The sequence below is a fragment of the Paenibacillus sp. RS8 genome (genome assembly GCF_041956825.1).
Classification (GTDB): Bacteria; Bacillota; Bacilli; order Paenibacillales; family Paenibacillaceae; genus Paenibacillus_AQ.
Window position 1 is genome coordinate 4,003,452 of record NZ_CP168131.1, and the last position, 20,877, is coordinate 4,024,328.

The 20,877-nt window shown below is 43.7% G+C and carries 17 protein-coding genes; 12 read left to right on the plus strand and 5 right to left on the minus strand.

The genetic code is table 11. The features are described 5' to 3' along the window. Nucleotides 1-133: 133 nt before the first annotated feature. Both ACDZ28_RS18935 and ACDZ28_RS18940 read right to left on the minus strand, forming a co-directional pair. The gene (locus ACDZ28_RS18935; protein WP_375102506.1) at nt 134-1,024 is read right to left on the minus strand and encodes an NAD-dependent epimerase/dehydratase family protein; all 891 of its coding nucleotides are present in this window, start codon (nt 1,022-1,024) and stop codon (nt 134-136) included. A 506-nt stretch (nt 1,025-1,530) separates the two neighbouring features. Then, nucleotides 1,531-2,397: an RNA polymerase sigma factor gene (locus ACDZ28_RS18940; protein ID WP_375105378.1), complete on the minus strand. Its 867-nt coding sequence runs from the start codon at nt 2,395-2,397 to the stop codon at nt 1,531-1,533. Nucleotides 2,398-2,634: 237 nt separating this feature from the next. Between ACDZ28_RS18940 and clpP the strand changes: the two genes are divergently transcribed. After that, nucleotides 2,635-3,216 carry an ATP-dependent Clp endopeptidase proteolytic subunit ClpP gene (gene clpP, locus ACDZ28_RS18945; RefSeq protein ID WP_042126154.1) on the plus strand — a complete coding sequence of 194 codons (582 nt, stop codon included), beginning with the start codon at nt 2,635-2,637 and terminating at the stop codon, nt 3,214-3,216. Between the two features lie 21 nt (nt 3,217-3,237). Next, a complete protein-coding gene (locus tag ACDZ28_RS18950) occupies nt 3,238-3,444 on the plus strand; it encodes a hypothetical protein (RefSeq protein ID WP_042126156.1) in 207 nt (68 codons plus the stop codon). Nucleotides 3,445-3,484: 40 nt separating this feature from the next. On the opposite strand, the gene ACDZ28_RS18955 is transcribed toward ACDZ28_RS18950, so the two are convergent. After that, on the minus strand, nt 3,485-4,540 hold the full coding sequence (locus ACDZ28_RS18955) for a LacI family DNA-binding transcriptional regulator (protein WP_375102507.1): 1,056 nt from the start codon (nt 4,538-4,540) through the stop codon (nt 3,485-3,487). Nucleotides 4,541-4,752: 212 nt separating this feature from the next. Between ACDZ28_RS18955 and ACDZ28_RS18960 the strand changes: the two genes are divergently transcribed. Beyond that, nucleotides 4,753-6,474, plus strand: a complete 1,722-nt coding sequence (locus ACDZ28_RS18960) for an alpha-glucosidase (protein ID WP_375102508.1) — start codon at nt 4,753-4,755, stop codon at nt 6,472-6,474. Between the two features lie 68 nt (nt 6,475-6,542). Here ACDZ28_RS18960 and ACDZ28_RS18965 read toward each other — a convergent pair whose 3' ends face one another. Then, nucleotides 6,543-8,429: an LTA synthase family protein gene (locus tag ACDZ28_RS18965; protein ID WP_375102509.1), complete on the minus strand. Its 1,887-nt coding sequence runs from the start codon at nt 8,427-8,429 to the stop codon at nt 6,543-6,545. Between the two features lie 303 nt (nt 8,430-8,732). Here ACDZ28_RS18965 and ACDZ28_RS18970 point away from each other — a divergent pair, with 303 nt between their 5' ends. The 6 genes from ACDZ28_RS18970 to nspC all read left to right on the plus strand — a co-directional run bounded on the left by ACDZ28_RS18970 (nt 8,733) and on the right by nspC (nt 15,712). Next, entirely contained in the window at nt 8,733-9,683 is a 951-nt protein-coding gene (locus ACDZ28_RS18970; RefSeq protein ID WP_375102510.1) for a DUF4830 domain-containing protein, read from the plus strand. A 42-nt stretch (nt 9,684-9,725) separates the two neighbouring features. After that, nucleotides 9,726-11,213 (plus strand): stalk domain-containing protein, encoded by a 1,488-nt coding sequence (locus ACDZ28_RS18975; RefSeq protein ID WP_375102511.1) that lies wholly within the window; start codon nt 9,726-9,728, stop codon nt 11,211-11,213. Between the two features lie 79 nt (nt 11,214-11,292). After that, nucleotides 11,293-11,688: a GntR family transcriptional regulator gene (locus ACDZ28_RS18980; protein ID WP_042126163.1), complete on the plus strand. Its 396-nt coding sequence runs from the start codon at nt 11,293-11,295 to the stop codon at nt 11,686-11,688. Between the two features lie 12 nt (nt 11,689-11,700). Beyond that, nucleotides 11,701-13,095 carry a DUF5808 domain-containing protein gene (locus ACDZ28_RS18985; protein WP_375102512.1) on the plus strand — a complete coding sequence of 465 codons (1,395 nt, stop codon included), beginning with the start codon at nt 11,701-11,703 and terminating at the stop codon, nt 13,093-13,095. A 270-nt stretch (nt 13,096-13,365) separates the two neighbouring features. Continuing rightward, nucleotides 13,366-14,565, plus strand: coding sequence for a saccharopine dehydrogenase family protein (locus ACDZ28_RS18990; RefSeq protein ID WP_375102513.1), 1,200 nt, complete (start codon nt 13,366-13,368; stop codon nt 14,563-14,565). A 10-nt stretch (nt 14,566-14,575) separates the two neighbouring features. After that, nucleotides 14,576-15,712: a carboxynorspermidine decarboxylase gene (gene nspC / locus ACDZ28_RS18995; RefSeq protein ID WP_042126170.1), complete on the plus strand. Its 1,137-nt coding sequence runs from the start codon at nt 14,576-14,578 to the stop codon at nt 15,710-15,712. Between the two features lie 46 nt (nt 15,713-15,758). Here nspC and ACDZ28_RS19000 read toward each other — a convergent pair whose 3' ends face one another. Beyond that, nucleotides 15,759-17,279 (minus strand): stalk domain-containing protein, encoded by a 1,521-nt coding sequence (locus ACDZ28_RS19000; RefSeq protein WP_375102514.1) that lies wholly within the window; start codon nt 17,277-17,279, stop codon nt 15,759-15,761. 299 nt (nt 17,280-17,578) lie between these two features. Here ACDZ28_RS19000 and ACDZ28_RS19005 point away from each other — a divergent pair, with 299 nt between their 5' ends. The 3 genes from ACDZ28_RS19005 to ACDZ28_RS19015 all read left to right on the plus strand — a co-directional run bounded on the left by ACDZ28_RS19005 (nt 17,579) and on the right by ACDZ28_RS19015 (nt 20,795). Next, on the plus strand, nt 17,579-18,202 hold the full coding sequence (locus tag ACDZ28_RS19005) for a deoxynucleoside kinase (protein WP_042126173.1): 624 nt from the start codon (nt 17,579-17,581) through the stop codon (nt 18,200-18,202). Then, complete coding sequence (locus ACDZ28_RS19010) at nt 18,199-18,852, plus strand: deoxynucleoside kinase (RefSeq protein WP_339290192.1); 654 nt, start codon at nt 18,199-18,201, stop codon at nt 18,850-18,852. Before ACDZ28_RS19005 ends, ACDZ28_RS19010 begins: the two co-directional genes overlap by 4 nt. Before the next feature lie 344 nt (nt 18,853-19,196). Beyond that, nucleotides 19,197-20,795: a collagen-like protein gene (locus ACDZ28_RS19015; protein ID WP_375102515.1), complete on the plus strand. Its 1,599-nt coding sequence runs from the start codon at nt 19,197-19,199 to the stop codon at nt 20,793-20,795. Nucleotides 20,796-20,877: the final 82 nt, after the last annotated feature.

A 20,877-nucleotide genomic window follows, 5' to 3' on the forward strand; every position in this document is an offset into this window, starting at 1 on the left:
CAGTTATCTGAAATGCTCACCGAGGTTTTAGTGAAGAAGCTACCAACTTCGTAGAAAATATCTACTTAGGGGTAGCTCTTATCTCATAGATGAATCGCATAGATGAATGATGCGTGCTTGTATAGGATGTGCGTTATTCCTCGTAAGTTTTGTTCAGGGAGCTAACTAGCTCTGGAAGCCAGTCATTTAGAAGGAGAAACTTGTTGCCCGCGGACTGGGCTTTTGTCGTATCCATAAACCAGGAGTGTTCAATTCCGAATGGCGACATATGCTCGTCATCGGTTTGGTTAAGGATAATGGCTTGCTTGTCTGTTTCTTTTTCAATCATTTTGAGAACATCCTTAATTCTAACCGTTCCGTCTGAGCAAGCATTGATCGGTCCTGTCACAGTAGAACAGCAGCCTAACCAATATAGGAAATCAGCAGCTTCATCCGAACGAATAAAGGAGATATGCGCTTCAGGATTCGGTATGCCGATAGGTAGCCCGTTACGGACATGCTCGATATGAAAATGAAGTCTTCGCGTATAATCATCTATTCCCAGTACAATTGGAAAGCGAACCGCAGCGACTGGGAAGCTAGCCTGCTGCATGAAGACGGCTTCTGCCAGTCTTTTTCCCTCTTGATAGGTGAAATCATTCCGTCCTCCGTAGTGTATAGGGTATGTTTCAGGATCAAAAATCTCTTCGGTCAGGGCCTCTTCGCTGAAATCATACACGGATAGACTTGAGGTGAGAATGTACCGTTTTGTTTTACCATCAAAAATCCGGCGTGCCTGATCCGCTTCATCCGGTGAATAACAAATATTATCGAACACGACATCCCACAATGAATCTCCTACCGCCTGAGTGAGCTCGTTTGGTTGGAAACGGTCCGCATGGATCCGGTGAACGCGATCTCCAAAGGAATCGCTAGTTTCTCCACGTGTCAGTATCGTTACGTCGTTCGCGGAATCCTGTAGCAACCGTTCAACTAATCTTTTTCCAAAAAAGCGCGTGCCGCCTAAAATAAGAATCTTCCTCATAATTTCACTCCTCACCAACTAATGCTTATTTGTAAGTTTAAATGAAGATTGTCGTTTGAATGCTGGGGATTGTGCTTGAAATCGTTACGCATAAAGATATGTAAGGGAGTTTTATTGTTTTGATTGTACTTTGTGCAATAGAATCTCAAATATATAGAATAGAATCAGATTCTATTGCACTTTGTACAATCAAAAGATGAGAAATTGCCTTAAAAGCTACTTCTATAAAGAATCTATTGCAGATCCTGCAGTAGATTCGTTTTTTAGCGTTGATTTCTTGGATTCTGTTGCACATTTTACAACATCACTAGCTCAAAGCTAAAGGATAGCTAAACTCATCTAACTCACCCAACTCATCCAACTAACCCAACTAACCCAACTAACCCAACTAACCTATTTCTACACACCAAACGCACACTTTCCAAAATTAATATTTGTTCGGTTATAACATAACGTATCATATTAAGCTAAGCTACTGTGGCATCACGAGATAGCATTACAAAAGATTAAGCCACCATTCGCATTCCAGGCTCGGCATAATTCCAACCTGTGGAGCTGAATCCGCCAGACTGGAAAGGTTGAACGCTTTGGAAGCTCTGTAAGCTTTGGCTAGACACTGCCAATACAGCTTCCTGGTTTTCATCCGCGAGGACTAATGCGATAAGCTCGGTAATTTTCCCTTGTTCATAGGCAGAAGCAAGGTGATTCAGAGCAATTTGTAATTCCGTGTTCTGCGGTATAGAGGGACCGTCGGATTGAAGAAGCTCTTGCCTTACGGCAGGGAGGGCTTGCCGGGCTCGATGTAGCGCAGCTTTGACGGCTCCTTCCGTGGTGTCGAGCATATCGGCGGCTTCAATACCGGAGTACTCAAATACATCGCGGAGCAGGAACACCGCTTGCTGTAGTGGAGATAAATGCTTCTGCAAGGCTTGAAAAGCAGCCTCAATCTCAAATGAGCCATAACCTGCTGCTTCTTCAGTCTTAGGTTGATCCATTTCCAGTAACCGCGATAACGTGGCTTTACGCCGTGTAATATCTATCCAGGTATTTCTGGCAATCCGCAGAAGCAATGCCTCGGGATTCGGGTGATTCGTCAGCGAGCTGAAATTCGTACGAATTGTATGATCTGTATTGTTGTTCATTTGATTTGTATCGTTCATTTGATTTGTATCGTTCATTTGACTTGTATCGCTCATTTGATGGGTTGGGTTATTTTCATTTGTATCGTTCATTTCGCTCTTCAGCTTCGTATGTTCGGAAGTCTTCAAATAGCCCAGTGCTTTGACCCAAGTATCCTGAGCCAAATCTTCGGCTTCCCATGGGGATTGTGTCAGTGCAAGGCAATACCGCTTCAGCGCCATTTGCAAAGACATGGTATGATTCTCATCCGGTTCATGGCCGGTGCTAAGCTCCTCAAGGCTGATCACACTGCATAACCCCTTTTCCGGTAAAGTGATTTCGGTTACTTCTAATAATAAACGAATGAGCGCTAAATTAAGATACGCAATAATAAAAATAATATTTTGTTCTCTGAACGTATCCTATCCAAAGACTAATCCGTTTACAGGGTAGATTTCAAATAAAAATTAACGGATGGAGGTCGCATACACATGGCGTACATTCCTTATGTCATTGAACAAACGAATCAAGGAGAGAGATCTTACGATATTTATTCACGGCTGCTAAAAGACCGGATTGTGTTTGTAGGGGCAGAGATTGAGGATCAATTGGCGAATAGTGTAGTTGCCCAGCTATTGTTCTTATCGGCAGAGGATCCAGATAAAGATATACACATGTATATCAATAGTCCAGGAGGCTCCATAACAGCAGGATTTAGTATTTATGACACGATGCAGCTTATTAAACCGCAGGTAAATACGATTTGCACAGGGATGGCGGCTTCCTTTGGTTCACTTCTATTGTTAGCTGGGGCTAAAGGTAAACGTTATGCGCTGCCAAACAGTGAGATTATGATACATCAGCCGCATGGCGGAGCACAGGGTCAGGCTAGTGATATTGCGATCAGAGCTAAACGTATCTTGAAGCTAAGGGAAGTGCTTGTGCAAATTACAGCAGACCGAACCGGACAGACGGTGGAAAAGGTACTACAAGATATGGACCGGGATTATTTCATGACAGCTGATGAAGCGGTAGAGTACGGGATTATCGACAAAGTCATCACAAATCTGTAAGTTGAAGGAGTGAAGCGGGTTATGCTGGAAGCTTTGCAGGGCAAAGAGGTAACCATTTATTTTGTAGATGGCTCTAACGCTAGAAAAGGTATTTTGGAAACGGTGAGTGAGAAGTTTATCAAATATCGGACAGAATTCGAAGAACTGTATATTCCCATTACTTCCATCTGTTCTATTACACTGGATACTAAAGGACGAGAACGTGCACGAGTAGGATTTACACAATAACCATTATCAGATTTAAAAATAGGGTTAGGGGAAGTTTTCCCTAACCCGTACTTTCCCGAATCGCCAAATAATGAGCCACATTGGCATGATGCTGAATACCAGTCTCCCCTTTAATCAGCTTGATTAAGGTTCGAGTAGCGGTCATTCCAATCTCCGTTCCGGAGTATTCCACTGAGGACAGCTTGGGCCGAACGACAGAAGCGATAAAGCTATTATCGAATCCAAAAACCGCAACATCCTCTGGCACCCGTATACCGTTATCGATCAGGAAATTCATCGCTCCAACAGCCATCCAATCTGTGGAGCAAAAAACCGCAGTAGGCAGTTCTCCGCTATCCTTGATCCGGCGCATTGCGTCGCTTCCATCTTCTACGGCCATTCCACTTTCTACTACCCATTCTTCTCTTAAGGAAATACCTGCATCCATAAGCGCTTGTTGATAGCCGCGATATCGATCGCCACCTACTGCGTTATCTCCAGATACCCGGATCATGCCAATACTTCTATGTCCTTTCTGAATCAGATAAGTAACGGCTTCATAGGAAGCGGTAACATTATCCAGATGGACAGAAGGGATCGAATCAATCTGAGATTGTTCTCCAACTAACACGCAAGGTGACCCGGATTTTTGGATAATCTCCAAGTGCTCCTTACTCGGAACCGAGCCTACATATATATAACCCTCAGTCCCCATATGGTGGAATAAGTTCAAATAATGAAGTTCACTATTCACACTTCCGTCTGTTAACCCGACCAAAACATCATAACCATATAGCTCGGCGAGATCACGTATGCCAATATTGAAATCGTCAAGCACGGTATTACTGTTCTGCGGAATAATGACACCTATCAGAGGTGTATCCGATCTACCTGCATCTGAACCGATGACATTAGGACGGTAATTCATTTGTTTCATGGCTTCCAATACACGCTTACGAACTTCCTCGTTTACCGGTTTGCTGTTGTTGACAACCCTTGATACGGTAGCTATTGAAACGTCAGCCATTTTGGCTATATCTTTAATTTTTACCTTCAAGAATATCACCATAACTTTCCAAGCTTGTATTCGTTCTAGAATATATCGCAAGCATATCATGGATAGCTCCAAGAATCCAAAAGATTGTTATTGACCAGGAAAATAAAAGATCCTATAATGATCGCATAGGAAAATAATTTCCTTGAATAAACCCTGAATAGATAGTTTTTTAGTCGATAATCTTAAGTTTTATTATGAAAATCACTAATTCGTGAATTAAATAGGAAAATATTTTCCTGAGAGGGTATATGAATACGAAGGAGCTGCATACATTGAACAGAACATGGTGGAAAGAAGCCACAGCGTATCAAATTTACCCACGGAGCTTTATGGACAGCAATGGCGATGGTGTTGGAGATCTGCAGGGAGTCATCTCAAAACTTGATTATTTACAGGACCTCGGCATCAATGTCATTTGGATCTGTCCTATTTATAAATCCCCGAACGATGATAATGGATATGATATTTCAGATTACCAGGATATTATGGCGGAGTTCGGCAGTATGGCTGATTTCGATCAGCTATTAAGCGAGGTTCATGCACGGGGCATGAAGCTGATTCTGGATCTTGTCATTAACCATACTTCAGACGAACACCCTTGGTTTGTTGAAGCACGTTCAAGCATGGATAATGCTAAACGTGATTATTATATTTGGAGAGATCCTAAGGACGGAAAGGAACCAAATAATTGGGAGAGTATTTTTAGCGGTTCGATCTGGGAGTTTGACCCTGCTACAGAGCAATATTTCATGCATGTATTCTCCAAAAGACAGCCTGACCTCAACTGGGAGAATCCTGAAGTACGTCAGGAATTGTACGGTATGGTCAATTGGTGGCTAGATAAAGGGATCGACGGCTTCCGAGTGGATGCTATTTCACATATTAAGAAAATCCCAGGACTTCCTGATCTGCCAAATCCAGATCATCTTCCGTTCGTTTCGTCCGGTGCAGGTCATATGAATCGGGAAGGAATTCACGATTTTCTTCAGGAGCTGAAACAGGAAACATTTGATCGTTATGACATTATGACCGTTGGTGAAGCGAGTGGTGTTAGTGTCGATCAAGCGGAAATGTGGGTAGGCGAGGAGCAGGGCAAATTTAATATGATTTTTCAATTCGAGCATTTAGCCCTTTGGAATAAGAGTGTTACGGGTGGCTTGGATGTTCTGCAGCTGAAATCAGCACTTTCCCGTTGGCAAAAAGGTCTTGAAGGTAAAGGCTGGAATGCACTCTTTATCGAAAATCACGATCAGCCGCGTTCGGTTTCAACTTGGGGTAATGATGGCCAGTACTGGAAAGAGTCAGCTAAATCACTGGCTACGATGTATTTCTTAATGCAAGGAACACCGTTTATTTATCAGGGTCAAGAAATTGGGATGACCAATGTAAGATTTGATTCGATGGATGATTATGATGATGTGGCGATGAAGAACCTGTATCGTTTAGAGACAGAAGCCGGAAAATCACATGAAGAAGTCATGGAGGTTATCTGGAAGAACGGTCGCGACAATTCTAGAACGCCAATGCAATGGGATGACTCTGAGAATGCTGGTTTCAGTAGCGGCAAGCCTTGGATGAAGGTCAATCCTAATTTCACGGAGATCAATGTGGAGCGTGCGAAGCAGGACCCTGATTCCATCTATCATCATTATAAAAAGCTAATCGCACTTCGGGCCGCTAATCCTATTACCGTTTATGGAACCTATGATTTGATCCTGCCTGAAGATGAACGAATCTATGCTTATACTCGTACACTGGGCAATGAGAAATTGCTGGTCATGTCAAACCTGTCTTCAGAGGAAGCGCTGTTCGACCTTCCGTTTGACTTGGAATTTGACTCCAGTGAGTTGCTGTTGAATAACTATGAAGTTGACCCTGCTGAGAAAATCGAGACAGTGGCATTACGCCCTTACGAATCTCGTGTGTATATGCTGGTTAGCGCACCTGTAGAGCAAGAGGAAATTCGTGAGAGTGTGCCTGCAACAACGGTTTAATTACTTTAATAAACACAAGAATGCCCCTCGGCCAATGGCTGAAGGGCATTCTTTTTTTTGAATATCAATTATTTACTCTGTTCGCCATTATCCGTAGTAGATAAATCCGGCCGTTGCAAAATATAACTATTAGACATATTCAGGAGCCGCTGAACGGCATCAAATTGCGCTTGTGTCGAACCGCCTTCAGTTTCAGAGCCATCGATTAGATTATAGTTATTTCCATCATTGTAATCGACACCAGTCAAGTACAAGCTTGTGTCATTAATAAAAGAACCAGTAGGAAGAAAATGTCTGACAGGTAGCAGATTGGTTTGTTGATTCATCAGATCTTCTCCGAAGTGGAGCTGGTCCTTCATAGAAATCCCTAACAGATTAGCTACAGTTGGTAAGATGTCAATCTGACCTCCTGTCTGTGTGTACACAGTAGGCTGGTCAATGCCTGGAGCATGAACAATGAAAGGAACGTTGAACATATCGGTATATCCATACTCGTGTCCGACCATTTCCTCCATTAATGATTTCTCATTGCCGTCAAGGGAATACAGGGACACACCTTGATGATCTCCGTAGAAGACAATCACGCTATCGTCCCATAACCCGCTGGACTTCAGTTCGTCTAGAAATTGTCCCATGGCGTAATCCGCATAATTTTGGGCTAAAATATAGTCGCCGACCAAGGTTCCTTCGTACCTTTTAGGCAGCGTCATTTTAAATTTAGATTCTGGCATTTTATAAGGGTGATGAGCACTCATAGAGATAACCATCGCGTAAAAAGGATCGTCTTCAGCATCCATTTTAACTAATTCAGGAACCGTCTTGGAGTACAGCACCTCATCGGAAGAACCAAATGCGATATGATCATCATCTCCATAGAAGGACTGATCGTAGTATTTATCAAAGCCCAGCACCTTGTATAAGGTTTTGCGATTCCAGAATTCTACGCTGTTGGTGTGAAAGGTGGCTGTATTATATCCATTAGCTTTCATCAGCTTGGGCAAGCTAGGAAGTTCCTTAGTCATATAGTTGGAGGAAGTGGCTACTTCGTGATGAGGAACATATAGAGAGGTGTTCACTACAAACTCTGCATCCGATGTTGTTCCTTGCCCCGCATTCGTATAGAAGTTATTGAAATAATGTTCGCTTGCTATAAGCTTATTTAGATTTGGAGTTACTTCCTGTCCATCAATGCTTAAACCAAGCAGGAAATTCTGAAAAGATTCCATTTGCACTACAATGAGATTCTTACCTTGAGCCGCTGCCCAATACTTTGGAGAGACTGGCTCCGTAATTCCCTTTGCAGCGTCCACAGACTGCTGCGTAATTTCTTTACTGTCGATCATTTCTTGCTTTTCCGTGGTGTCGGCAAAAATGGTATATACCTCGTAATTGAGAATCCCCATACTCTCTGCCTTTTTATTCTCGTTCATACTTGCGTGATTCGGCCAAACATTAAAGACACAGATTGCAAGAGAAACGCTAATGATCCCAAGTAAGGCGGTTCGGTTCATGCGCCGGTTCATGCCTCTTTCTTTCCAGATCGCAATATATTTCGGACGGAACATAAAGAACATGAAGACTACAATATCCACAAAAATGAACAAATAGTAAGGATCCAGCAAGGAGTACGTGCTTTCTCCGACCTTGGTTACCTTATCTGCTTGTTCCAAAGCATGGTAAGTAGCAATTACACCGTAATACTTGTAATACATCAGGACGGCAAAATAAATCACTGAAATTAATAAGTTCGCAATCATGTAATACAGAAACTTCCGTTTGGAAGCCATCCACTCAATGAGTCCAAAGACGATAAAGAAGAACGGGATCTCTGTGAGCAGCATGCTCCAATTAGGGCCGTCACTAAAAACCACGAACCAGGCCACTGCGCATTTTAAGAGCAGGATGAAGCTAAAGATTAGAAAGGGCTTATTTTTTATTTGAAAATCTTTTTTCATTCGTTATCATCCTCTCTGGTGCAAAACACACTAAAATTCTGCATAACCCTGTATGTTGTGGGAATCCGTTGCAATATGCCGATGCTTATTATGCTCTTGAAGTTTTCGTGTGTCAAAAGACGGACGAGAGACCTAGAGCGCAGCAACAAGCGATTTATGCCATATAAACAGTTAAAATCAGCTTCAATCCTAAACTACAGGTTAAATGTGTATAAATTGATTTAAAAAATTACAGTTTCTCGCAACTTTACATAATATTCCACAGTCTAAATAAGAGGGAGTGAATGTAGAGGAGGATTATCCATGGCTCGGCGTCAGTTTATTATGATTGTACTGACCTGCTTACTTCTGTTTTTAAATATGGGATGTAATGGAGGGAAGAAGGCTTCGCCGACGATTCAGTCTTCCATTTGGAAGCCCGAGGTTTTTTTACAAACATTGGATTATAAAGTTCAGAGCCAACCCGATAAATTCTTGGTGGATGTACCTCAGGATTGGGAGGTGAAGCTAGGGGAGTATCCAGAGGGACTTTACTGGCGATTAGCTAACGTGTTCTCTAAAGATGCCGGTTTTGATTTGACTACACTGAAGGGCAGTGATGTTGAAGCATGGCGGTATTCTTTAGTCGACGGGCTACCTGGTTCGGAGGGACAAAGCGGATTTTCATATCCTTCCAATCTGATTCTGTTAGTACAATCAGGAAATACCGTTGGGGCTTGGCTTGAATTTAATGTTCAAAGCGTCGGTCCTTCCATTAAAAAGCGTAGTCTTACAGATATAACAGGTCTTACATTTGATGAGTGGACGGAGAGAGAGGGGCTGTTTGCTGATGCAGGAGAGAACGGAGACTTGGCCTCATTAGGACATTTCGAACTGCTGGATGCTTTTTTTCAAGCGATTCAGGAGGGTAATCATACCCGTGCTCGTGCATGTTTGAATCCTAATGCCTTACTCACGGCATTGACGGTTAACCGTCAAGCACATCATCTCTATAATTCGGGTTTTGGTGGTGAAAATGCACTCAGTGAAAGTATCGTAGAGGCTAAACCTAACGCTTATAAAGTGATGGATTATGATTCTGGTTCAGAAATTAAAGACATCGGTGATCGTACTACGATAAATGTTGTGGTCGATCTGTACATGAAATCGCTAAATCCTGTGTTCGATACCCCAGATGGTCAGGAGACACGCTTCGCAGTGTTGACCAAGCATGCTAACGGCTGGAAGATTGGAGAACTTGGAACGGGGCCGTGAGTTGTTAGATTATCTATTCTTATTAAAAAGGAGTGATCGCAAGTGTCCAAAAAAGGTTTGATCTCTAAAGTGCGAGTAAGAATGATATGTAAAACTGTTATTGGGACTGTTATAAGCTTGATTATGCTCTCTCCATTAGTGGTAGCAGCGGATAGTACAGTGAATTTCCCGGATGAAAAGAAGTTATTGTCAGGTATCACAGGGCTGGATGCGGGGGATAGAAGTGCTTATGCCATCACAGCAGATGGAACGGCCTGGGCTTGGGGTGGTGGATACGGATCTATTGGTAATGGGGCAACGACGCCGGCGTATACTCCAGTCAAAATGCATATCGATCATGTAAAGCAAGTTTCAGGTGGCTACCGTCATAATTTGATATTGAAAGATGATGGAACCGTGTGGGCTGTGGGAGGGAATGAACATGGACAACTTGGCACTGGAACGCAGTCGTTGACGGTTACTGTTGATCCCGTTCAAGTGCAAGGGCTAACCGATGTGACCTCTGTTTCAGCGGGTGATTCATTTAGCTTAGCGCTTCGAAAAGACGGAACGGTCTGGGCATGGGGAGGCAATGAGCAAGGAGAACTTGGCGACAATTCGGAGAAAAACGGGCTAACACCGATGCAAGTGAAAGGGTTACCCTCCATTTTATATATCGCTGCGGGATCAAATAATTCAGTGGCGCTTGGTAACGGTGGAGAAGTGTGGGTGTGGGGATCGTCTAAAATTAGAGGCAATAAAAAGGATGCGGTTCTAAAGCCTACCCTGCTTAAAGGCGGCGGGGAGTATAGAGCTGTTTATACGAATGGGTGGGGTGGAGCAGCTTTGAGATGGGATGGCACCGTTTGGTTATGGAATAATTACACAGATATGAATCAGGGTGAAACTTTACAGCCGGTTCAGATTCCAGGACTCACGGATGTCATATCGATGACAACGGGCTCCGCGGTGAAAGCTGATGGGACCGTATGGCAGTGGACGGTTGATGATAAAAATAAAATGAATGTTAAGCAGATTAGTGGTATTCAAAATGCAGTTTCGATTACCAGCGGGAACAGAAATCATTATGTACTTTTAAAAGACGGTCATGTTCTTGCATGGGGAACGAATGAATTTGGACAGACTGGGTTGGGGGTTAGAGATTTTATGATTGACACGCCTCAGCCCGTGAAGAAATCGATTCAGGTGCAGTTGAACAATAATGAAATGGAGTTGACCATGCCTCCATTACTGCTCAACAATTCTACGTACGTTCCGCTAAGAGGAATATTTCAGCAAATGGGCGTGAATGTACGTTGGGACGTCCCATCGAGATCAGTGATTGCCGTGAAGGAATCTACATCTACTACGATAATCTTAAATTCGGTAAGTGGACAAACGACTGTAAATGGAAAAGTAATAGCCACAGAGCAAAAACCGGTCTTTATTAATGATAGTGTGTATGTCCCATTAAGACTAATCAGTGAAATGTTAGGCGCTAAAGTGGAGTGGGATGCAGAGGCTTATGCTGTTCAAATCCATACGAATTAAATAGGGGATTTTGACATTAAGTATTATTTGTATTAGTATAACTAATACAAATAATACTTTTTTTGAATGGAAGGATAAAATGATCATTACGCTTGATTTTAAAAGTGATACGCCAATCTATGTACAGCTCCGAAATGAAATCGTGATTGGGATAGGCTCAGGTGAACTGGCGGATGGGGAGAAATTACCGACAGTGCGGCAAATGGCTGAAGATTTAGGTATTAATGCAATGACCGTGAACAAAGCATACGCAATTTTGAAGAATGAAGGCTTCATATCTATAGATCGCAGGCATGGTGCAACAGTTGCTCCTATAGGGAATGGACATCCAGAGTTTAAGGAGAAGCTGGAAAATGAACTTCGCTTAGTCATCTCGGAGGCTAGTGTAAAAGGGATTGGACGGGAGGAGTTTATGCAAATGTGTGCCGGAATCTTTTCATCGGTATCGTTTAAGTCTACATCCATCACGGAATAGGGGGACGCTCAGATGGCTATTTTCTTCTTTTTTATAGCTGTGTTTATTTTTGTGATTATGCTTCTGACGTTTATGAGCACCTTGAAGCCAAAGGACAATCTGTGGTTTGGAGTTAGTCTTCCGGGGTTTGCTCTTGAGGATGAACGTCTGCGCGAACTGCAAATCTCAACTGGGAAGATGTACAAAAAGTATGGATTCTTATTAATTTTATTCTTGATTCCTATCTTATGTTTAAGCTCCTATATATCTCTTTCACTGATCTTTTTTTATGTTTGGACGTGTGCAATGGTGCTTCTGCTTCGAATTCCCTTCATAAAAGCACATCGTGCGGCTACACAGTTGAAGCGGGAGAATGAGTGGTTCGTGGGAGAGAAGCGAATGGTTCGAATAGATACTAAGCTATCCCTGCTAAAAAAGAAAATGGGCCTTTCTTTATACTGGTACATAATTCCTGCCCTGATTGCTGCGTTATCTTTTACGATTCCGGTTCCGAAGGGAAGTATTGAAATTCTTCGAATGGCTGGTGGCACAGCATTAGGGTTGACTGTGTTTTTCTTTGTTATTGCAATATCCTTTAATCGAATGAAGCCTAAAGTGTACACGGACAACAGCGAGACTAATATCCTGCTTAATCAGACTAATCGTAGATATTGGTCCCTGCTCTGGTTTGGCATGGCTATAATCAATAGCTGCATCGCCGTAATTACGGTATATGCCCTCTCCTTAAATGGGACAGCTTCAACTATAGTATGGAGTCTGGGCATCTTCTTTTTCTCTGTTGTTCCGGTCCTAGGGATCTTTTACGTCCATTATAAATTGAAGCAATTTGAAACAACGCTCCTTAAAGGAGAACATGAAATTCTTTATACGGATGATGATGAATATTGGATCAATGGGACAACGTATAATAACCCCAATGATCGTTCTGTTATGGTTCCGAAGCGTCTTGGGATTGGTACTACGATTAATATTGGGACAAAAACGGGTAAGAGTATATATTACGGCCTCTTTGTATTTGTTGCATTGCTGTTGATCGGGACGGGATGGATGGGCGTCCAGGCTGATTTCTCAACACCTACATTAACTGCAGATGGAAAGGGTACCGTTTCGATTAAATATCCGATGTACAACTACAGCTTCGCTATGAAAGATGTGCAAGAGCTTAAGCTTGTGGACAGTTACCCTTCAGGAGGCCGAAGAACAAATGGCGTAACGACGGATACGGTAGCTATTGGAAACTTTAAGTTTGAGGAGTACGGAAAGAGTAAAGTATATCTTGTTAAAAATTCTCCGCCGTACATTGTGATCAAATTACCAGAGGTGTATGTGCTCTACAACGCCAAAGATGCCACTGAGACTGAACGTACTTATGCGGAGCTACAGAAGGGGAGTGGGATTTTTCATTGAAATTAAAATAAATCGTATGAAGTAGAACCCTCTTGTGATAGAATAATCTAGTTGTCCTAGTTTCCGGAAATTTACTCCATTCCAACAATTTTTATGGGATGTATAGGTGGATAATCGAGGAAATATGAGCATTCAAGAGTATTAACAAGAATCCTTGGAGATTTTACACAATAAACATCATTTTTTGTCGGTTTTTATTGATTTATTCAAAAATATTATGTATAATCAGCCTTGTTGATTTTGCAAATGGAATTTTAGGAGGTTTTTATTTTGGGAAAAGCGTTAATTATTGGCGCTGGCGGTGTTTCCAGTGTTGTTGTTCACAAATGCTGCCAGAACCCGGATGTATTTGAAGAGATCTGCATAGCTAGCAGAACTGTCGCGAAATGTGACGCTCTGAAAGATAAATTAGCCGGAGGCCGCACGAAGATTTCTACTGCTCAGGTCGATGCAGATAATACGGACGAAGTCATTGAACTGATTAAGAGCTTTGAGCCGGATGTCGTTATTAATGTCGCTCTCCCATATCAGGACCTGACAATCATGGATGCGTGCCTGGCAACAGGAGTGCACTATGTGGATACTGCCAACTATGAACCACAAGATACAGCGAAATTTGAATACTCTTGGCAGTGGGCTTATAAAGAAAGATTTGAAAAAGCAGGCCTTACCGCGTTGCTTGGTAGTGGATTTGATCCAGGTGTAACGGGCGTGTTCATAGCTTACGCTCAAAAGCACTATTTTGATGAGATTCATACCATTGATATTGTAGACGCCAATGCTGGTGATCACGGATATCCATTTGCAACAAACTTTAATCCTGAAATCAATATTCGTGAAATTACAGCCAATGGCCGCTATTTCGAGAATGGCGAGTGGATTGAAACTGCACCGCTTTCCGAGAAAAAGGTATACGATCTTCCGGAAATTGGACCAAAGGATATTTATCTTTTGTATCATGAAGAATTGGAATCCTTAGCCGTTAACATCAAGGGTGTGAAGAAGATCCGTTTCTGGATGACCTTCTCGCAGAACTACCTGACGCATTTGAAAGTGCTTGAGAATGTTGGCATGACTTCTATCGAGCCTATCATGTATGAAGGTAAAGAGATCGTTCCTCTACAATTCTTGAAGGCGATTTTGCCGGACCCGGCGTCCTTGGGACCAAGAACAAAAGGTAAAACGAACATTGGATGTATCATCCAAGGAACCAAAGACGGAAAGCCGAAAACTTATTATGTATACAATGTTTGCGATCATGAAGAGTGCTATGCAGAGGTTGGCTCCCAAGCCATTTCCTACACTACAGGCGTTCCTGCAATGATCGGAGCGATGTTAATTATAAAAGGTATCTGGAAGAAACCAGGCGTATTCAACGTTGAAGAGTTCGATCCAGATCCATTCATGGAAGCTTTAAATAAACATGGTCTGCCTTGGCAAGAAGATTTCTCGCCAACGCTGCTGGACTAAGGCGCGAGAAATGGATATTGATATCAGCGCAGTCCCGTCACCATGTTACCTTGTAGATGAAAGATTGCTTACACGTAATCTTGAGATTATGAATTCTGTACAGGAACGCACTGGAGCAAAGATTTTGCTTGCGCAAAAAGGCTTCTCCATGCACTCCTTGTATCCGTTGGTTGGGAAGTACTTGCATGGCGTAACCTCAAGCTCCTTGTTCGAAGCCAGACTTGGTTATGAAAAAATGGGCAAAGAGGTTCATGTATACGCACCAGCTTATATAGATAGTGAGTTTGATGAGCTCCTTGGATACTCCGATCACATTGTGTTCAATTCTTTTGACCAGTGGAATCGATTCAAGGATCGCGTAAAGAGCGCACCGAAGCATATCAGCTGCGGCATTCGAGTGAATCCGGAATATTCCGAGATCGAAGTTCCGCTGTATGATCCGTGTTACAATTATTCCAGAATGGGAGTAACTCTCCCTAACTTCAGACCGGAAGAGCTTGAGGGCATTGATGGACTACACTTCCATACCATGTGCGAACAGAATTCGGATACACTTGAGCGTACGCTCAAGGTAGTCGAAGAGAAGTTCGGACCTTATCTCAAAGGAATGAAATGGCTTAATTTCGGTGGCGGTCATCATATTACACGTCCTGACTATGACCTGGAGACCCTGGTCAAATGCATTCTGCACATGAAAGAGACTTACGGTGTGGAAATCTATCTGGAGCCGGGTGAGGCAGTAGCTCTTAATACCGGATATCTGGTAGCTACCGTTCTCGATGTGATGCATAACGGAATGGACATTGCGATTCTCGATACCTCGGCAGAGTGCCATATGCCGGATGTGCTGGCTATGCCGTACCGTCCGAACATTATTGATGCTGGACAACCGGGAGAATATCCTTATACGTACAGATTAGGTGGAATGACTTGCCTAGCGGGAGACGTTATCGGAGATTATTCTTTCAAGGAGCCTTTGAAATACGGTGATAGACTCGTATTCCTTGATATGGCCCATTATTCCATGGTGAAGAACCATATGTTTAATGGCGTGAACCTGCCTTCCATTGTTAGTTACAATGAAGAAGAGGGAATCAAAGTAATCAAACAGTTCGCTTTCGAAGATTTCAGCGGACGTTTATCTTAAGAATAAAAAGGTGTCCCGTGATGGGACACCTTTTTTTGATTACTCCTTATTGCATCGTGATGGCGATGCGCTCCTCCTGTGGGAGCCACTCCACATTTGCTCCGAGTTGCTCACTTATAAAGCGAAGTGGCAGATACATCGAACCGTTTACGATGAAGGGTAGTGTAGGAAGATTTACGGTTGTATTGTTCACCATTGTCGCTCCAGTTACACCGTTAATACTGATGGCGAGAGCCGGTTTATCTGTAGCGGCTCGTGTGATCATAATTTGTTTATCTATTGTTTTCGCAGCTGTAAAGTTCTCTTTATAGGTAATTGTGGCTCCTAATTTTTCGAACAGCGATCGAAGCGGGACGAAATTTTGTCCGTTTCGAGTAATAACTCCATTTGAGAGTGGGATAGATTCTCCGTTTAAGGAGATTGAAATAGGCTTTTGCACTTGAACGGGCCCGGCATGGCTGAATTCATAGTCGCCATAGCCCAGCTGTGCATCCTTATTGACACCCCAGCCCCAGAGTGAGCCGTCTTTCTTTTGCATGATGATATGTCGTCCGCCTTTCTTTAGGCTACTTACTTCTTTTTCGAGAAGTGTGAATTTTGAATCTGCGGGCATCATTTCGTTCTCAATAGAAGTTTGATAGACGTTTCCTTCCCCGGTTAACGCAACAATAGAGCGCTCTACGATGTAAGCATCAACTACATTCTTGATCCCTTTTAGAAGAATCGGTGGTTGTTCATGATAGGTTGTTCCGTCTGAGGAACCTGTAATGGTAGCGCCCCAGAACCATAATTGAGAGGCTCCATCAATGGCTAATAGGCTGTTCTGATTTCCTTTTAAACTTTTAATATTACTGATTCCCTTGAGAGGGGTCGCAGATAGATCTATTGGAGCTCCTTGGTTATTGTAATAATCTTGGACTGGCCAACTCCATATGGAGCCGTCCTTTTTAAGTGCCAGATTGTTTTTAATTTGAATAATATCCGTTGAATTCAGGATGGTTTCGAAGCTTTCGAAGTCATCGCGTGTAGTAGAAACAGTTCCATCTTTCTTTAAGAACACGTAACGTGTCCAGCTCTTATGAAGATCAGACTCATAGTAACCGCCCACAGCGGCCACGTTATCGACGCCGGAAACCGGTGTGAACGCGGAGGTAGTGAGTCCATCGGATGAAAGGGGGGCACTTAGAATCGTCCCGTCTCCTTTAAGGGCTATCGTTCTATTTCCCGTCATGAATATATCGACCAGATTGTCTAGCTCTTGAACGGGGGTCACTTTAACAGTTTCAGAGTATGCCGATGTTCTCCATTGCCAGACCGAAAGGTCTTTCTTCATTACATATTGTGAACCAAAGTATGCTTGTACCTCATTCAGGTCATGGATTTGCGTAGGGACGGAGCGATTACCTCCCCATACCCAAAAGGAACCATCTGTTTTGGTCAGATAATCCGCGCCATACGAAGTGAGGTTGGTAGTCGTGGTTGGGTTCTCTGCAGCTGCAGCTGCGCTTACGTTAGAGGCGAGGCTTAATACTAGAACAGCACTAACCATGCTGAGCCATTTTTTCATAGGAATACCTCTCTTTTCTTTATTAGATAATTTTGATATGTTCACGCTATAATCCATTATCTTACATTTAGACGCTAGAACTACTGGAAAAGTTTCTTCATATTTACCCACTCACAAGAAAGGTCTCATGTGATACAATAATTTAGTCTGTTTTTATAAACATAAAAGAAAGTATAAGTTTCACACTATACTTTGTTCTTATATTTCCCGCTTAAACTTACCGTTCTTGTAAGGACGCCGAAGGCGTTTATGCTTGAATGCTATTGAAAGGTTCGTATCTGAGGAGGAAGTCAGCGTCAATGAAACATGCACCGTTTATTGCAGTAGAAGGCCCAATCGGGGCTGGCAAAACAACATTAGCTTCTATGCTAGCAGAGGAATTAAATTTACCGATCATTAAAGAGATTGTCGATGAGAATCCGTTTCTGGCTAAATTTTATGAGAACATGGACGATTGGAGCTTTCAACTGGAGATGTTTTTTCTTTGTAATCGGTATAAGCAGCTTGAAGATACCGTTACACAGTACATAGATAAAGGGATCCCGGTCATTTCGGATTACCATATTTATAAGAACCTCATCTTTGGAGAACGAACACTGAACGGAACGAAACGTGAGAAGTATCGGCAAATTTATCATGTGCTTACGGATGACCTGCCAAAGCCGAATATCATTCTCTATATTAAAGCCAATTTAGATACGTTATTAACCAGAATTGAAAAACGTGGGCGTCCCTTTGAAGAGGGGATGGATACTGCGTATTTGGAGCAATTAATTAAAGATTATGATGACGCGATGGCCTCTCTAGCAATTCAGGAGCCTTCGACCGTAATTATTACCATTGATGGAAATGCAGTCGATTTCGTGGAGAATCCAGAACACTTCACTGAAATTGTCTCTTATATAAAGGAGCTAATGAAATGAATTCATATCATATCCCGGAAAACGCCATAATTACCGTGGCTGGAACTGTCGGGGTGGGGAAATCCACTTTAACAGGCGCCTTGGCCAAAAGACTTAATTTTCAAACCTCGCTAGAGCAGGTTGATCACAATCCTTATCTCGAAAAGTTCTATCATGATTTTGAGAGATGGAGCTTTCACTTGCAAATCTATTTTCTTGCTGAACGTTTTAAAGAGCAGAAGAAGATGTTCGAACTCGGCGGTGGTTTTGTTCAGGACCGTTCCATCTATGAAGATACCGGTATTTTTGCGAAAATGCATGCAGATCAAGGTACAATGTCCAAAACAGACTATGAAACCTACACCAGCCTGTATGAAGCTATGGTTATGACGCCATACTTCCCGCACCCTGATGTGCTGATTTATATTGAAGGCAGCTTGCCTTCCATCCTGACCCGAATTAATGAACGTGGCCGTGAGATGGAAATTCAAACGGATGTTTCCTACTGGGAGCATATGCATGGCAGATATTCGAAATGGATTAACGAGTTTACGGCTTGCCCAGTGCTTCGTTTGAACATTGATGATTATGATGTAAATGATGAGGCTTCGATGTCTGATATTCTTGTGAAGGTGGGCAATGCGATTCGTAAGCCTGTCGACAAAAAATAATAATTGATTATTAGAAGCTCCCAGGGTTTGGGGGCTGTTTTTTTATGAGATCAGAAAGCGAATTAAGTGATATAAACTGAGTTTGAGGTAGAATTAATAAAAATAAAAAAAAGACCCAAATCATAGATATGGGTCTAATAGGGAAGTGTCAGTTGTCCTAGTAATAAAATACGAAAAGCAATCCAAATTGGTGTGGACATTGTAGTATGCTCAAGGGCGACATCCTATATTTGTAGCCCTTTTTTCTGGATATGGATTCTAGTCTAGTAAAAACTAGTTATTGGTCCATGTCTAAAATTAATAAGATGCGTACACTGAACTATCTTTATAGGGAGGTGTACGTATTGAGTTGTCCAGACGATAAAAAATGTCATAAGAAAAAAATCGCCAATGTATATCCTTCGAAAAGAAAAAGAAAAGAACATCGTCGAAAAGTTATTAAGAAAATTGTGCAAGTCACATGTCCTCCGCCTGAAGTGAACGTTACCACTCCAACAGTCGTTGGTGCTACAGGACCTAAAGGAGCACAAGGGATCCAAGGAGTGCAAGGGGCCCAAGGCGTACCGGGACCCCAAGGACCACGAGGACTCGAAGGAGCAGAAGGGCCTCGAGGTCCCGCCGGTGGCCCCCCAGGACCCCAAGGACCTCACGGTCAACCTGGGCCAGCGGGAGCAATGGGTCCACAGGGTATAGCGGGACCCGTTGGTCCTCAAGGGGAGCAAGGAGTACCGGGCACACAAGGACTCCTAGGTCCTCAGGGTCCACAAGGTATACCTGGTCCTGCTGGAGCTATAGGACCTCAAGGTTTTGTAGGTGCAACCGGATCTACTGGAGCAACCGGAGCACCGGGAGCAGTCGGAGCGCCAGGAGTAGCGGGAGCAACTGGGGCAACCGGAGCACCGGGAGTAGCGGGAGCAGCAGGAGCAACCGGAGCAACCGGGGCACCGGGAGCAGTCGGAGCGCCAGGAGTAGCGGGAGCAACTGGGGCAACCGGAGCACCGGGAGTAGCGGGAGGAGCAGGAGCAACTGGAGCAACCGGAGCACCGGGAGCAGTCGGAGCGCCAGGAGTAGCGGGAGCAACTGGGGCAACCGGAGCACCGGGAGCAGTCGGAGCGCCAGGAGTAGCGGGAGCAACTGGGGCAACCGGAGCACCGGGAGTAGCGGGAGCAGCAGGAGCAACCGGAGCAACCGGGGCACCGGGAGCAGTCGGAGCGCCAGGAGTAGCGGGAGCAACTGGGGCAACCGGAGCACCGGGAGTGGCGGGAGCAGCAGGAGCAACCGGAGCAACCGGGGCACCGGGAGCAGTCGGAGCGCCAGGAGTAGCGGGAGCAACTGGGGCAACCGGAGCACCGGGAGCAGCAGGAGCAGCAGGAGCAACCGGAGCAACCGGGGCACCGGGAGCAGTCGGAGCGCCAGGAGTAGCGGGAGCAACTGGAGCAACCGGAGCACCGGGAGCAGCAGGAGCAGCAGGAGCAACCGGTGCGCCAGGAGTCGCAGGAGCAACCGGAGCAGCAGGAGGAGTACTAGGCTTTGCTGATTTTTTTGCCCTGATGCCCCCTGATAATGCAGCAACTGTAGCACCGGGAACAGACGTGAGTTTTCCTCAAGATGGCCCTACCAGCGGGACGACAATTGCAAGAACGGGTCCTAGTTCTTTTAACTTAGCAGCAATAGGGACTTATCAGGTATTATTTCAGGTTAGTGTAACGGAAGCAGGCCAACTCATCTTGACTCTTAATGGCGCAGATCTCGCCTATACGGTAGTTGGACGTGCGACAGGTACATCAGAAATTGTAGAAATGGCTATAGTTCAAACAACGGTCATTAACACCATACTGACAGTTAGGAATCCAGCTGGTAATTCCACTGCACATACTATTACTCCTCTCGCTGGAGGAACAAGATCTGTTTCAGCACATCTCGTTATTACACAATTAGCATAGCGAAATCTCTTACGTAAAGATAATTTGGAAGTTTGCCACCTCTAATCAGGTGGCTTTTCTAATTATTGAATTAAAGGAAGGG